This is a genomic window from Sphingomonas sp. P2_B6, from assembly GCF_056404755.1.
On sequence record NZ_JBFUDK010000018.1, the window covers coordinates 1 to 14025 of the forward strand.

Annotated in this window: 11 protein-coding genes and 1 pseudogene; 5 read left to right on the plus strand and 7 right to left on the minus strand. The window is 65.2% G+C overall.

Going from position 1 to position 14025, the window contains the following annotated elements; translation table 11 throughout:
- Positions 1-126 (minus strand): annotated as a pseudogene (locus tag AC1DX5_RS20345) (DUF736 domain-containing protein); the annotation flags it as partial.
- 898 nt (positions 127-1024) lie between these two features.
- Positions 1025-2089: a hypothetical protein gene (locus AC1DX5_RS20350; protein WP_478017087.1), complete on the minus strand. Its 1065-nt coding sequence runs from the start codon at positions 2087-2089 to the stop codon at positions 1025-1027.
- Positions 2090-2331: 242 nt separating this feature from the next.
- Here AC1DX5_RS20350 and AC1DX5_RS20355 point away from each other — a divergent pair, with 242 nt between their 5' ends.
- A complete protein-coding gene (locus AC1DX5_RS20355) occupies positions 2332-3168 on the plus strand; it encodes a hypothetical protein (RefSeq protein ID WP_478017088.1) in 837 nt (278 codons plus the stop codon).
- A 91-nt stretch (positions 3169-3259) separates the two neighbouring features.
- On the opposite strand, the gene AC1DX5_RS20360 is transcribed toward AC1DX5_RS20355, so the two are convergent.
- Both AC1DX5_RS20360 and AC1DX5_RS20365 read right to left on the minus strand, forming a co-directional pair.
- Positions 3260-6853, minus strand: coding sequence for a CHAT domain-containing protein (locus AC1DX5_RS20360; protein WP_478017090.1), 3594 nt, complete (start codon positions 6851-6853; stop codon positions 3260-3262).
- 89 nt (positions 6854-6942) lie between these two features.
- Positions 6943-7545 (minus strand): hypothetical protein, encoded by a 603-nt coding sequence (locus AC1DX5_RS20365; RefSeq protein WP_478017092.1) that lies wholly within the window; start codon positions 7543-7545, stop codon positions 6943-6945.
- A gap of 335 nt (positions 7546-7880) precedes the next feature.
- Here AC1DX5_RS20365 and AC1DX5_RS20370 point away from each other — a divergent pair, with 335 nt between their 5' ends.
- From AC1DX5_RS20370 to AC1DX5_RS20385, 4 genes are all read left to right on the plus strand, one after another.
- The gene (locus AC1DX5_RS20370) at positions 7881-9830 is read left to right on the plus strand and encodes a competence protein CoiA family protein (protein ID WP_478017094.1); all 1950 of its coding nucleotides are present in this window, start codon (positions 7881-7883) and stop codon (positions 9828-9830) included.
- Between the two features lie 108 nt (positions 9831-9938).
- Positions 9939-10997: a DUF4238 domain-containing protein gene (locus AC1DX5_RS20375; protein WP_478017096.1), complete on the plus strand. Its 1059-nt coding sequence runs from the start codon at positions 9939-9941 to the stop codon at positions 10995-10997.
- A gap of 120 nt (positions 10998-11117) precedes the next feature.
- On the plus strand, positions 11118-11423 hold the full coding sequence (locus AC1DX5_RS20380; protein ID WP_478017099.1) for a hypothetical protein: 306 nt from the start codon (positions 11118-11120) through the stop codon (positions 11421-11423).
- A 3-nt stretch (positions 11424-11426) separates the two neighbouring features.
- Positions 11427-11882, plus strand: a complete 456-nt coding sequence (locus AC1DX5_RS20385) for a hypothetical protein (protein ID WP_478017102.1) — start codon at positions 11427-11429, stop codon at positions 11880-11882.
- Positions 11883-12028: 146 nt separating this feature from the next.
- On the opposite strand, the gene AC1DX5_RS20390 is transcribed toward AC1DX5_RS20385, so the two are convergent.
- The 3 genes from AC1DX5_RS20390 to AC1DX5_RS20400 form a co-directional block, all read right to left on the minus strand.
- Positions 12029-12247, minus strand: a complete 219-nt coding sequence (locus AC1DX5_RS20390; RefSeq protein ID WP_478017105.1) for an RNA polymerase sigma factor — start codon at positions 12245-12247, stop codon at positions 12029-12031.
- 54 nt (positions 12248-12301) lie between these two features.
- The gene (locus AC1DX5_RS20395; protein WP_478017106.1) at positions 12302-13486 is read right to left on the minus strand and encodes a DUF932 domain-containing protein; all 1185 of its coding nucleotides are present in this window, start codon (positions 13484-13486) and stop codon (positions 12302-12304) included.
- Between the two features lie 193 nt (positions 13487-13679).
- Positions 13680-13982 (minus strand): hypothetical protein, encoded by a 303-nt coding sequence (locus tag AC1DX5_RS20400; RefSeq protein WP_478017107.1) that lies wholly within the window; start codon positions 13980-13982, stop codon positions 13680-13682.
- Positions 13983-14025 lie beyond the last annotated feature (43 nt).

The following is a 14025-nucleotide window of genomic DNA, read 5'->3' on the forward strand; positions in this document are numbered from 1 at the left end:
GGTCGTCGGGGCCCGCTCGTTCATGCTCTCGACCGGGCGCAGGCCCAGCCTGGGCAGGTCGATCGTGCGGGTGGCGATCGAACCGAGGATACGCCCGTTATTTGCCTTGAATTCACCGATGTTCATGACTCATTCCTTTGACGAATGTCGCTTTCGAACCATTCCGAAACGACACCCCTCAAAGTCCTCCTCTCCTCTGCAGCGGCGGCGGCGCCGCACGCCCGACGACGGGGGCGGCGCCTCACCGCGCGCCGCGAACGCTGTCCAAAAAGGGACGTGCCGCCGGGCGGAAGCCGGGGTGGTCGCGCCCGGCACCAGGCCTCGGGGACATCGACGACGGATGGTGGGATGCGCCTTCCTTCCCGTTCGGGCGCCTCCTGCTGCAGCTTATCACCAGGTCCGGCATGCCCTCTGCGCCGGCGACAAACCGGCGCCAGGACATTCCGGCGGCACGCCCCTCCACCCCGCCTCCCCTCCGCCACGTCCTGGCAGGGCAGCGGCAAGGATGGAGCAGGGCTCGGGACTGCCCGCACCAGGCGCAGCCACCGCGACGATCCCGCCCGTCGACCAGGCCCAGCCTCCCTCCAGCCCGCGCTTTTTTCTTCGGGCAGCGGGTTGTCACCCGCAGGGCCGAGACCCGCAGCGGGGCTCGGTCGGAGCGCAGCGGAGATAGGGCCGCGGTGCGCGCGCAGCGCGCAGCCCCCGACCCTTTTCCCAAGCTTTTCGCTTGCCCCGCCGTTCCGACCCTGTTCCCATCACAAGGAACCCCAGGGTCTCAACTTCCATGCGCGCCTGGCTCACCCGCGATGCATCTCGAGATCCATCGCGCCCGAGTCGAGGACAGCTGACGGATGGTGGGACAGGCCGCCCATTCCATTCGGGACTCCCCTGCTGCACTTTCTGACCAATCCCCGCGCAGCGAACCTGTCAGCCCGCCTGCGCGCGACAGTTCACCGTCGGGCGATCCCGGTCACGTCGAGGGCAACCGGCCCTGAAGCGGCATCGCCTCAGGACCGGCCACTCGTCACTCACCCCTGGAACCGCGCATCCTGTCGAACTGCGCCTGCTGGCGGTCCCATGCCTCGCTCAGCCCCCAGATGATGCGACTCTCCGCACCCGCTGGAAGCACGCCAGCGCTATGCGCATCCGACCAATATTGAGCGGTGTTCCACCAGTCATTGAACGGACGACCGATGGGCCATGCAATGTGGTGGTAGCCATGGGGCACCATCGTATCATCGAGGACGGTCATGCGTGCGATCACATGGCCCGATATCGACCAGGACCAGCGTAGCCAGGCCCTCAAACCCGCGCCCCTGACCGGCATCGGCCTGTAGGGGATCCGTTCCCAGGTGCGCCCGGCATAGTCATCGAGGGTGCTGGCCCCGTCCGGATAGCCATAAGGATGGATCGTCGTCAGCTGCGCCAGCGTTGCAATGTGATAGCCCGGCCCGAATGGCAGGAACACCGCGGCAAGCCATACCGGCAACGGCATCACAAAGGCGGAGCCGATCATCGTCGCGAGCACGGCTACCCCGAGCGCGCGGCGATACGGCTTGCCACGCGCGACGTTGCTGAGGATTCGGTCGCGTAAAAAGCGCAGATGCCATAGCGGGTTGAAAGCAGTCTGCAGGAGCTTCGCGCGCAGGTTGCGGGTCTCGTCAGGCCAGATGCCCCACGCCTTGAGGGTCGCGCCATCCGGGTCGCCCAGCGTGCCCAGATGCTCGAGCTCGTGATGCAGGGCATGGGTGCTGCGATACTCCTGCCCATTGAGCGTCATGGTGATGCTCGAACCAATGTCGAGGATTGCCTCGGCGATCCTGCGGGCGCGACGGTCAGGCGCGCCCCGATCGCGATAGAAGTCGGCGACAACCCCGTGAGAGGCCTCATGGACATGGCTGACCACCAGCCGTCGGTTGCGACCAGTCGCAAAGAGCACGCCAGCAGCAGCGATCGGGACGCCGAACAGCGCACCGACGGCACCCGTCGCCGCGAGCGCGGTACCGGCGCCGGCTGCGAGCAGAGCGGTGCTGAGCCAGCCCAGATCGGCTGCGAGCATGCGCAGCGGGGTGGAGCGCCTGGGCGCCATGCCCGGCTCCCGAACACCGGTAAGCAACCGGTGAGCCGGGCGCAGTATCCCGGGCAAGCGCTGACGATCATCCAGCACGACAGCCAGGCGGTCGTTCGATATGATTTTCACAATCAGGTCCTCCGGCGAGCCGGGCGGGATGCCGCTCGCCGGACAGGGCGTGCCGTTTTTGAGGAGGACGCGAATTGGACAGCAACCGGCAGGATCCGTCAGGAACCAATCCGAGTTCCAAAGCCGGGCGGGTGCGCGAAAACATCTTGCAGATCGACTGGCAGGCGCGGGCCAGGGCGATCTGGGAGGTTCATCCGAACCTGAAAAAAACCATCGGTGAACTGCAGGAAGAAGCGCGGCGCATCGATGCCTTCACGACGAGCGAATATGAGGACTTTCGACGAAAGTTCAACGGAACCAGGCCTGCGAGTGAGGCGCATGCCAGGGCATTGTTCCAGGCAGGCGAGTTCGATCGCGCGGGCCTGTCGGTCAACGACTGGATGGCCGATGACGAAGCGTGGACGGCAATCGCGGCAACGCTGTCGCCGATCGATGCCGTCAGCTTTCTTGCCGAGCGGGCCGCCGGGGGCAGGATGACGGTGATTCCCTCATCGACCTCGGATGGTTTCCGGCCGCAATTGCGGCGGCTGCGCGACGGGAACCCGGCCGACATCGAACTGCGAATCGGTGCCTATCTCGAGTTCAGCGTGACCTTTTCCGGTTCCGAGGACATTTCCCCGGTGTACCTCCTGGCTTTCGAATGGAGTGCCGTGTCTCGCGACTGGCAGATCTTCAATCTCGTCAGGGGAAGCCTGCTCGATGCCGCCAGCCCGGTACCATTGACGATATGTGACGGCAGCGTCAGCGCCGAAGTGCCGGTCGGCGTACAGATTACAGGGCCGGCCGAGACCTTCGATCTGTTCGTGCTCGGCCAACGCGCGCCATTTCATCATCGCGCGAGGTCGATGCTCGACAATCTGGGAGGACGGTCGATCATCACCCCTGTGGAAATGGGTCGGCTGCTCGGTCTCCTGTTCGCGGGTCCGACCATGCCTGATGTCGCGAAAGCGAGCTATGCCGTCCTGTGAAACACATGGTGCTCCCGACGCACCAGGCGTCGCCCGTTCATCCGACAGCAACGCCTTGCGACGCGATCACGTCATCGGCGCGCCTGTGCCGTCACATCCCTATGAGCGAGAACGCGGCCCAGTGAACCGGATCCGCAAATGGACGATCGCGCTCCCAGCCCGGCCGGTCGCTACCCAGATCAAAGGCGACGCGATGCTCCGCCATGGCGGCAGGGACGCCCGGGAAGAGCATTGACGCATCCGCTTCGGCAACCCGTCGATGAATCGAAACGCCCGCACGGCCATCCGCGACTCCGGGAGAGGCGAAGGCGCCCTGTCTGACCACCGCGCCGGACGTCGCGCTCTCTCCCGGGCGAGGACGGCTGCGATCGATCGTCCCGGGAACAACTGTGCCGTCGCGATCGTGAAACGGCTCGAACAGCGCGCGCAGGTCGCCACAGGTCACCGAGCGAAGCCACAAGCTGGCAGTGCGCAGGGCTGCTGCGGGGCCTTGCCGGACCTGGCCAGTGTCGTCGAAATATTCCTGATAGAATTTCCACATCAGGAAGAAGGTCGCATCGTCGCTGACCGGCCAATGGCTGGCGATCACCGCGGCGGCGCCCGCCTGGATGAACCCCGCCGGGAGACCAATGAACTCGTCGACCCTGCCGGGCTGCAGCCCGTGCAGGCCCGTTTCACAGGCCGAGAGAATGACGAGCCGAAGATCCTCGATGGCATCTGTTTCCTGAAGCTCGCCAAGGGTGATGCGATCTGTCCCGGAAAGCAGGATTGCCGAGAGTGCGGGGAGCACCGGAGAGTAGAATCCGTGTGTCGCAAAATGGAGGTGCGTCCTGCCGGAAAGGGCTTTGCGAACAGCCTCCGCCGTCGAGGCCGTACCACGAAGCTCCAGCAGTCGATCCGGCCCGACACGCTGCGCCACCAGCGCGCCTTCCAGCGCCGCCCCTGGCAGCCGCGCCTCGCCATCACATGCCGGATCGAGCACCGCGAGCACCGAGACGGGCGACCCACGGGACAACCAGATCGCACAGCGCTGGCGGATGACCGCTAGGACACCGAGACATGGCGCCTGGCTGACCGTCCAGCGGCTTCCGAAAACGTCACCAGCCCATTGCTTCAGATCCGGTGCAGCCGTCCACAACGGCAGCAGGCTCAGGAACCCCGGAGGCACGATCGTAACGGGACTCTGCGGCGCGAGGCCGAGTTCGCCAAGGCGTGCATCGACGGGACCGAGAAGCTGGTGCCAGACCTTCGCCATCGTCGCGCTGATGACGTCGGTGAAGGAACCGGCATGGCCGGCAATGCCGGCGCCAGGCTCCGCGCCTGCGTCATGGAAGGCGTCCAGATACCCGCCCAGGCCGGCGTGCGGATCAGCGCCGAAAAACCAGTCCACAAGGTTCGCGCGCGTGAGGTCGGGAAGATCGATAAAGTCCTCGCTGTCGATCGTGCTCCGTCCCGCGGGGATGACCGCGACGCGCGCGCCGGCTGGCGTGACGATCGGCACCACGGCCGCGCCGCCGACGGGTATCGCCTCGAGCAGGTCAGCAAGCGCGACCTGGTCTCGACCGAACGCATGATCGGGGTCATCCGCCAGTGACAGCGCCAGTAACTGGGCTCTTCCCCGTTCCATCCACAGCAGGGCCTGAACGGCGTCCCCTTCCGATGTCAGCGCGATCCAGGCCCGCAGTTCCGCAAGACCCGCCGCTTGCTCAACAGCCCGCTCGCGCGCGGCGCGGTTCTGCACCTTGACGAGATGGCGCACGCCGCCGCCCAGCGCGGCGTCGAGTCTATCCCGCGCTTCGGCGATCCGGCCAGATTCGAACAGAATATTGGTCAGCCCGGCCACGGCCGCCATGCACAGATCCGGCGCCGCTTCCATCGTCCACACGCCGAGAGCAGTTTCCCAGGCGGCGATGGCTGCATCGCGCGTCACCCGGTCGCCGGTGAGCCGATATAGCCGAAGGAGCGCGCCCGCCCGATTATGCAGGGTCGTGGCCCAAAGGCCGGGACTGGCATCGCGGGTGCGTATCGCGAGCGCCGCGTCCTCGCTCGCAATCGCGGCGCGCAGCGAGTCCTGATCCCGAAGCAAATCGCCGAGCAACATCAGGGCAGTGGCACGGTTCTGGGCGATCATTGCCCAGAGCGCGGGGCTGTTGTCCCGGCCACAGGCGCGCAGCGCTGCATCATGGCCGGCGACAGCAGTCTCCAATATATCGCGGTCGCTCGTCAGGCTGCCCAACCGCATGAGCGCGTTGGCGCGATCCTGCTGGACCTTGGCCCACTGATTGGGTGTCGCTTCACGCGTGCACACCCTCAGCGCCGCGTCATAGCCGGCCAGGGCCAGGCGCAGTCCCTCGGCATCGCCGCTCAAGTCGGCGATACTCTGGAGGGCATTTGCACGGCTTTGTTGCGCCATCGCCCAGAGCGGCGCACTCATATGGCGGGTGAAGACCTCAAGCGCGGCGTCATAATCGGCCACCGCCGCGCGGTGCAGTTCAGGGTCGCCGAGAAGATCACCCAGGTGCAGGCACGCCTCGGCGCGATTGATGAGAATCGTCGCCCAGTCCGCCGGGCCGTCCGCGCGGGTGCGAACCTCGAGCGCAAGATTGCACCCGACCACCGCGGCGCGCAGCGACACGACATCGCTCTCGAGCTCGCCAAGCTTCAGCAACGCGTTGGCACGGTTCTGCTGTGTCATCGCCCATTCGGCAGGATTTGTCCCGCGAAGCCGAACCTCAAGCGCGGCATCGCAGGCGGCCACCGCTTCGCGGAGATCCGCAGGATCGGTGGTAAATTCGCTCAAGCTCGTCAACGTCGCGGCGCGATTCTGCTGCGCCATCGCCCAGCGTGCCGGGCTCGCCTCGCGGGTAAAGACGTCCAGCGAAGCTTCGAAGCCAGCGATGGCGGCCCGCAGAGCAGCCTGGTCGCCGACGAGATCACCGAGACTTTGCAAGGCTATCGCCCGATTCTGCTGGGTCAGGGCCCATAGTTCGGGCGCCGCGTCGCGCGTCCTCACCTCGAGTGTTTGGCCGTAATTCTCGACCGCTGCCCGGAGTATATCGGGGTCTCCCGTCAGCTTCCCGATCCGGAGAAGCGCGTTCGCCCGATTGGATTGAGCCATCGCCCATTGCGCGGCGCTTGTCTCCCGCGTGAACACCTTCAACGCGTTGTCGCCGCCTGCGACTGCCCCGCGCAGCACGGCCACGTCGCCAAGAAGCTCGCCGATCCGGAACAGCGCGTTCGCGCGATTCATCTGGGCCATAGCCCAATAGGCCGGGCTCGACTCGCGGGTAAAAACCTCCAGCCCCTTCTCGAAATCCGCTACTGCCGCGCGCAGGATCTGCGGATCGCCAGCGAACTCACCGAGCCGCACCAGGGCGTTGGCGCGGTTCTGCAGCGTGCCGGCCCAATCCACGGGGTTCGATGCCCGATCAAGCACTTCGAGCGCGCAATCATACGCGCCGACTGCCTCACGCATGGTGCCAGGATCGCCGCTGAGCTCGCCGAGCCGCACCAGTGCTGTCCCGCGATATTGATGGACAAGGCCCCATTGGGCCGGCTGCTTCAGCTTCGAGACCCGGCCCAGCGCCTTTGCACAAAGGTCGATGACATCGCGCACCGCATTGGGGTTGTCACTCAGTACATCGATACGCCGCAAAAGCTTGGTCACGTCGGCGCTGCCCCACATCGGATTTCCTTCCTTCGCCAACGAAGCGATCGATTTGCTGACAGCATCAGGAGGGTGGATCACCCTTTTTTCAGGGCAGCGGAATGTCGCTAGCCGCAAACGCGGCCAGGTGTTCCATATTTGCGCGCCGCGCTGCTGTTGCAGCAGGCATTGGTCATGAGAGCCTTGTAGAAGACATTGTCGGCCTTGGCCGCGGCCGTGCAGGCGGCGAGCAAGCCCGTGCGCTCCTGCTGCTCCGATGGGCTCATCTGCCGGGTTGCATTGCCCGCGATGATCTCGCGATAGCTTCGCTCGGTATAGAAATTGTGGGCATCGTCCCAGCCGCTGTCGCCATTGTCGGGCCGATACCACTGGATCGCCGGACCGTAACCGCCCGAGCGAACGGCGCGTACAACCACGACCGTGTAGGTGCGCGTCCCGGGATCATAGCCGTAGAGCTGCCGGTTCACGAGACCCGTGCCAAACAAGCCGGCGGCAACCACGTCGCAGCCGGCGCAACCCGGTTCGGCCCGGGCCGGGGCCAGGGACCAGCAGATAACCGTACCCATGATGAAACCCGACAGCACCACAGTCAGAATTGCGCGCATAAACAGTGCCCTCCAGGCAAAATCCAGCAAGAACCACCAAACTGTATTGCCGCGACCCCATTTTATCGTGGGCGAGATGGCGAAGGCAAAATAATAAAGGTTCACTATGACCGCATTCCACTTGCAATTTGGCTTTTCGTGCGCGGATCGCAATGGAGCGGTGGCCGCGACTAAACGACGCTACGCAGCGGCGGCGTCCGACTTGATATCACCGCTGCTGGACACTCGAAGCAACGCGGTCCACGCGCGGTTCCTTCGGCAATCAACTGAGCCAGTGAAGAACAGCCCAGCTTTACGAGAACGAGCATGCTTCGCGTTGCGGGGCATCGCGCTACACGCCCGCGCCGCAGTGCTGCCGACTTGACCGATGTTCGCAAACTGTTCCAGATTACGCCCGGGTGCCACGCTCAGCGAGATGCCCGCGACAGGTCATCGGACACATGCAGGAACAGGCCCCGTCAACGCCCTCGAGCGGACCGTCTCCACGGGCCAATCCGTTCGGCCATGTCGATCATAGCGGGCTGGGCGGCTTTGGCGCGGACCTTGTGTACGGGCTGAGGCCCGACGGGACCCATGCGCATATCTCGGAGGTGCTGCGCGGCCTCGCGTGCGGCTGTATCTGCCCGGCCTGTGAGCGTACCGTGGTCGCCCGAAAGGGCAGCAAGACGGCGCACCATTTTGCGCATCACGGCAGCGGCAATGGCTGCGGCCGCGGCGCCGAGTCGAACGCGCATATCTGGGCGAAGGAGGTCCTTGGCCGCGAGAAGCGCATCATGCTGCCCGCTGTCGCGGCGCAGCAAGGCCGCGAGCGGCTGCAACTGCACGCGCCACGCCTGTTCACCTTTGTCGGCGCGCATCTCGAAAAGGCGCTGGGTGACATCGTCCCGGACGTGATCCTCACGACCAGGGATGGCCGGCGCCTGCTGGTCGAGGTGCTGGTCACCCATCGCTGCGGACCCGAAAAGATCGGCAAGCTGCGCGCCGGGTCCCTGCCGACCGTCGAAGTCGATCTCGGTGCGTGGCGCACCAGCAGCGACCGGGCAGCCATCGAAAAAGCCCTGATCGAAACGGCACCCCGCGAATGGCTGCACAATGACAAGAAGGACCTGGCCGCACAAAAGCTGCAGGCGCAGATCGCCGCACGCGAGGAACAGGCAAAACAGCGCAGAGAGCGCGCCGCCGCGGCGCGGCGGCAGGAACTCGGGCGGGAAGTCCGCCGGCTCCTTGATGCGAACGAGACCTGCGCCACCTCAAGAGCGTCAGCAGGTCTGCAGGAATATCGCGTCCTGCACGCACAGCGGATCACCGACGCGCTCGACCCCGGAATCACAGGAATCGGGTTTCTGGTACCGCCGGACTGGTGGCAGGCCGCCATCTTCCGGCGCTATATCAGCGCTCCTTATGCCGGCCGGTTCGACCTGCCCCATTTCACCGTGTCCGAGATCGCCACCGGGATCGAGGATTGCCTCCACCCGGTGTTTCACGAGCCCCCGCCCGAGGATGTCCGCGCCGCCTTGCGCGCCACAAGCCGCGACGCCGTGCTGCCGCACGAGGCGATCGACGCCTATCTGACCGCCTTGTGTCGGGCGGGATATCTTCAGTCCACCGGTCTGGACGGTTACGAATTCTCGGACGGGCAGGCCGAGGCGATCGAACGGGAGCATCAACGTCGCCGCGCCGGCGAMCGCCGGCGCGCCACGCTCGACCGCATCATGGAAATAGTCCTCGCGGCGATCACGCCCGAGGAATTGTGGGATTTCGACTTTGACGCCTGGCAACGCAGTGCGCTGCCTCGCTATCGGCGCCCCGTGATCCTCATGGTCGAGGAAGGCGGTGATCGCTGGACACAGTTAAACGCCGCGCTGAGCGCCATCGAGGCGATGGTCGCAGGCGGGCCGATCGCCACCGAGACGCTCGGGCTGCCGCTTGAGGGGCTCATTGCCCGATCGGCTGCGGCGATACAGGCAAAGGCGGTGGAAGCGGCGACGCGGCGGACCGAGACGCTGCGGAACTGCGCCGAGGCGCTTCTCGGTAATGACGCCGAAGACTGGCTGCAAGGCACCGAGCTCGCTGCGGCACGCCTTACACGGGTCGAAGCCAGCGAGGCGGGCCTGGACGCAGCACTGGCGGAAGTCGAACAGGCCGGACGACACCGCACTGCCCGCCTTCGCGCCGCGGCAAAGACTATCGAAGTGCGCGAAACACTGCGTGTCGCCGCCGCCACCGGACTGGGCACAACCGTGAGCGAGCATTTCCTGCGCAACTATGACCCGGACCTGGGCGCAAGTCCGGGTGCCTATTGCGTCGACGACCACACCCTGTTCGAGTGCCTTCAGACGATCAGGAAATGGCAGCAGCGCGGCCAGTCACCACGCCGGCGGGGGCGCTGATGCCGGCGGCGGGGGCCCGCTCTTCCGCAACCCGCACCTGCGCAACACACGATCAAGGCTCGGCGACCCGCGATAGCCGCACCGCGTTTGCGATGATACGGTCCGGGCATGTCGGGACGAAAGCAGCATTTCATACCGCAAAGCCTGCTGAAGGGGTTCGGGTTCGAAAAGGGCAAGCGGACTTATGTCGTTGCCTATACCCGTGATCGCGGCATCTTCACGCCCGCGACGGCCGGGATCGGCGCGGAGCGCAACTTCTATTCCGAGTTGAGCGTGAACGGCGAAGACGAGACGCTCGACGACCGCATTACCGACTATGAGCAGCCTTTCACCGACATTCTGCCGACCCTGCGCGGAGCGCCCGATGGCGGCCTGGTGGACACCCGCATGGCTGCCGCGTTCGTGACACACCTCGCGGTCCGGAACGACCATTTCCGCAAGGCCGTGACCGCCGGTGGCACCAACCTCCTCGAGAGCATGGCGGATGCCCTCAACGATACGGAGCAGGCAAGGCTCATGCTCGGCATGGCGGGTGATCAGCCTTCCGAAATCTTTGCCGCCGAATTGGCAAAGCTGTGGACCCGGCAAGAGCCGCTTCTGGCGGCGCTCGGCATGTCCCGGGCCCAGTTTGAAAGCTGGGCGTTCCAACTGGCCAAGGAGAATTTCACCACCTTCCACGCCGAACTGTCAGGACCGCTTGCTGGCCTGTTCGACGCGATGATTGCGAAATTGCCCGAGGTGGCAGCAAGCTCACAGCGCCAGAGCCTCACCACCGACCTCTCGCCGCCGGCGCGGGTCGAAAAGATGAGCAGGTTCGGCTGGCGCGTGTGGCATTGGCCAACGCCTCTTCTTCTCCCGGACTGCGTTGCCGTCGCGTTCGACGCGAAAGGTCAGACCTTCCCGCTCATGTTCGCCGATCTGGACAGCGTCGATGCGATGGCCATGCCGTTGTCCTCGAACCGGTTGCTGGTCGGGGGCAACGACATGCCGGCGGGGTCGCCCAACCCGGCATTTGCACGCTGTTCCTGGGACTTCTTTGTGGCAAGAGAGCGAACCGCGCCCCTGGAAGAGATGCGCGGGCTATTGCGAACGCGGATTTCCGAATTTCTCGACCAGACCGTGCTTGATGTGCGCGCCGAGCAAATGCCTGAGAGCACTCCTCCATAAGCCCATTGACCACGATCACACGGTTCGCACCGCATCCTTGGATCAATCTTGGCTTGCGTTCTTGTTGCCTGGTGCAATCGTACGTCGATCGGCATCATATGCTGTTTTGGGGGAACGGTCATGAACCTGCGTAACCAGACTGACCTGGCGAATGTGATCGAGGCCATCTTTGTCGCAGCCTGCCGCGAACTCGGGATCAAACCGCTACCAACGCCTGCGGCCATGGAACCGTTGATCGCGCCAGGCCGGACCTACGCGCGCGACGTGTTGGGCGATATCGATCTCAACCTTCTCTACGAGGCACTGCACGCCGTCGCCGCGGCGCTGATACGACAGCAACAGGGAAGCGTTGCCGCCAGATCGAACAGGGCCGATATCGAGCGTGCGCTCGCGACATCGACCTGTCACTATATCTGGTTCTGCTGAGCCATGCCGGTCAAGGCGGGCCTGGACAGCGCCGTCGATTCCACCAAGCTGGTCATCACCCTGGATGGTGCACTGATAGCGTTTGTGACCGGAACGACGTTTCTGGCGCATATCACGACGGCCTCGGCGCATTGGGCGGTGTTCGGCGCGCTCTTGTTTCTGGCCGCGAGCATGGCGGGCGGTTTGATGGTGCTGTTCGAGGCCGGCAGCATGATCAGCAACAAGAATTACGATCTGGGCAATATATGGATCAGGGTGCCGGGGATCGTGAACATGGTCGGTTTTGCGCTCGGTTCCCTCTGTGTCGCGGCCCTAGCGATGGTGACCCTCGTGTTCGCGTCACCCGCCAAGCCCGCACCGCCGCCGCCCTGGAAATTTCACTGCTTGTCGACCACCCGGCCGACTGGCCTTGAGTGCAGCGGCACGACGCCCGTCGTCGTCAATGCCGGCAAGGACTGACCCGCATACCGAAATGATGATCAAGGGAACCGCGCGGCGCCTGTCAGATTGCGGCGCTGGACCGCGGCCGCGCGGGCGTTCGCAAAGAGCTGAGCCGCGCTCGCAGGGCGTCCGCAAGCATCGAACGTCTCGAGGCGGCATGGGCGTCATCGGCCGGCGGCACGCAGCGCCCGGTCAATCACGACCAGGGCATCAGCCAGATGCCTCGCTACTTCCTCCACGGGCAGCATGTGGCGATCGGCGATCATTGCCAGGTCGTCACCATCGACCCTGTGTGCGAGGAAGATATCGCGCGTAACCACCGGCAGCGTTGCGATGGCCTGCCGATAGGCATGGTGAAGCAACGCCTCCAGGCTCTCCGGCATGACCGCTGTCCTCATGCTTCTCCGCCGGCGGGCGCTGCACCCGCCCGGCGCAGCTCAGTTGAGCTTCTCGAGCAGGCGGCGTGCCTTGCCCTCGAAATCCAGCCGCGCGTCCTGGTGCGGCCTGGTCCGGGCAACCGCCGTGATGCCCTGGACGAAGTCGTAGAGCGACGCCGGCGGATGGCCTTCCTCGGCAAGGACAGTCGCGATGATTTTCGCCGTGTCGGGCCGGGAGAAGCCGCGCGTCCGCAGAAACGCTTCCCGATCCTCGTCCTTGCGGGCGACGACCCGTTCGCGCGCCGTCCTGATGCCGGCGATGAAGGACGCCGGCGAGGAGTCCGCAAAATGGGTCAGCGCGGGCGCCGCTTCATGGGTGAAGCGGTTGGCGGCGAATTTCGAATGGCGGATGTTGATCTCCTCGAAATTCTCGACGCCCCAAAGATTGCGATTCATGCAGACCGCCCGAAGATAGAAGGTGGCGACGCCCAGCGTTTTCGAACCAACCTCGGGATTCCAGGCATAGAAGCCTCGAAAATACAGGTCTGGATCACCGTTTGGCAGCCGGCCAGCCTCAATCGGGTGGGTGTCGTCGACGAGGAAGAGGAACACATCGCGGTCCGACGCATAGAGCGTCGTCGTTTCGCGGCTGACGTCCACATGGGGATTGTAGAGCATCGAGCTCCAGTCGAGCACACCAGGCACCTTCCACCGCGTGTCGCCGACCCCGTCGCCAGCGAAATTCATGACGGCCTCGACCAGCTCATGGTCCCAGATGCGCCCATAGTCCGGCCCGGTCACTGCGCGGAGTTCAGTGCGGCCATCCTCGGTCTCGAGCAATTTCACATGCTCACCGCGATGCGCGACCAGCCCATGCTGCATGTTGATGCCGGCAAGCGCCGCCGGCAGACCGCGCAGATAGGAAGCGGGCGCGCCGACCAGACTGCAGAGCTGCCCGAAGGACCAGTTGGTCGGGGCGGTCGGTGCAGCGTCGCCGGGCACCATCAGGCCAAGCCGCTCGGGATCCTCGGTGCGGGCCTCGACCCGCAGGGTGCGGCTTTCCACCACCCGGGTTCGGGCAGCGTCGGCGCGAGCGCGAACCCGCCCATAGAGATCCGACAGCGAGAGGAAGCGCTCGTCGTCAGGACGCGAGAACCATTCAGACGAGACACGGGCGATGTTGCGTCCGCGGCTGATATCGACCTTGTAGGGCGCCGTGACGGGCGCCGGACCGGTGGTGGGCATGGCAAGTCTCCGCAGAAGGAAGTGAGACGGCTCGACCGGGTGATTGCCGGCCGACCACCCCTTCTCCGCCCCCTCCCCTCCAACTGAGGATCTGACAGGCGACGCCGAAAGCCTTTCCCGGCCGACGGTGACGGATCGCTTGAGATCGATTGGCCAGCGCGCGGCAATGGACTGCAGGCGCTGCCGACAGCGATCAGCCGCTGATATCCGACGCAGCCCCGATCAGGTGGCGAAGCTTCGCCCAGGCTGCCTGCTCGCCGCCCTGCAACCCGCGTCGAAGGCCCTGGACATAGAGCCGGTAGGCGATGGCGGCCATTTGCGGCGAGATGGCATCAGGCACGAAGCTGAGGAAATTTCCCCCGGCATCGAGCAGTTCGAGAACCGCGTGTTTGTTGTCATGGCTCGGGAGGCCGACCCGGGCCGGACAGCGCAAGGATGCGAGTTCGCGATTGAAGCTCGCGATGAACAAGGTCGCAGCGGCGTCCGGGTCAAGCATGATCAGTCTCCCAGAAAAGGGACGAAGCGTCGCATCGCAGCAG

Excerpts from the sequence above, each read along its gene's own strand:
- AC1DX5_RS20350 (WP_478017087.1), bottom strand. The coding sequence starts at position 2,089 with ATGGCGCCCAGGCGCTCCACCCCGCTGCGCATGCTCGCAGCCGATCTG.
- AC1DX5_RS20360 (WP_478017090.1), bottom strand. The coding sequence starts at position 6,853 with ATGTGGGGCAGCGCCGACGTGACCAAGCTTTTGCGGCGTATCGATGTA.
- AC1DX5_RS20375 (WP_478017096.1), top strand. The coding sequence starts at position 9,939 with ATGTCGGGACGAAAGCAGCATTTCATACCGCAAAGCCTGCTGAAGGGG.
- AC1DX5_RS20380 (WP_478017099.1), top strand. The coding sequence starts at position 11,118 with ATGAACCTGCGTAACCAGACTGACCTGGCGAATGTGATCGAGGCCATC.
- AC1DX5_RS20385 (WP_478017102.1), top strand. The coding sequence starts at position 11,427 with ATGCCGGTCAAGGCGGGCCTGGACAGCGCCGTCGATTCCACCAAGCTG.
- AC1DX5_RS20390 (WP_478017105.1), bottom strand. The coding sequence starts at position 12,247 with ATGCCGGAGAGCCTGGAGGCGTTGCTTCACCATGCCTATCGGCAGGCC.
- AC1DX5_RS20395 (WP_478017106.1), bottom strand. The coding sequence starts at position 13,486 with ATGCCCACCACCGGTCCGGCGCCCGTCACGGCGCCCTACAAGGTCGAT.
- AC1DX5_RS20400 (WP_478017107.1), bottom strand. The coding sequence starts at position 13,982 with ATGCTTGACCCGGACGCCGCTGCGACCTTGTTCATCGCGAGCTTCAAT.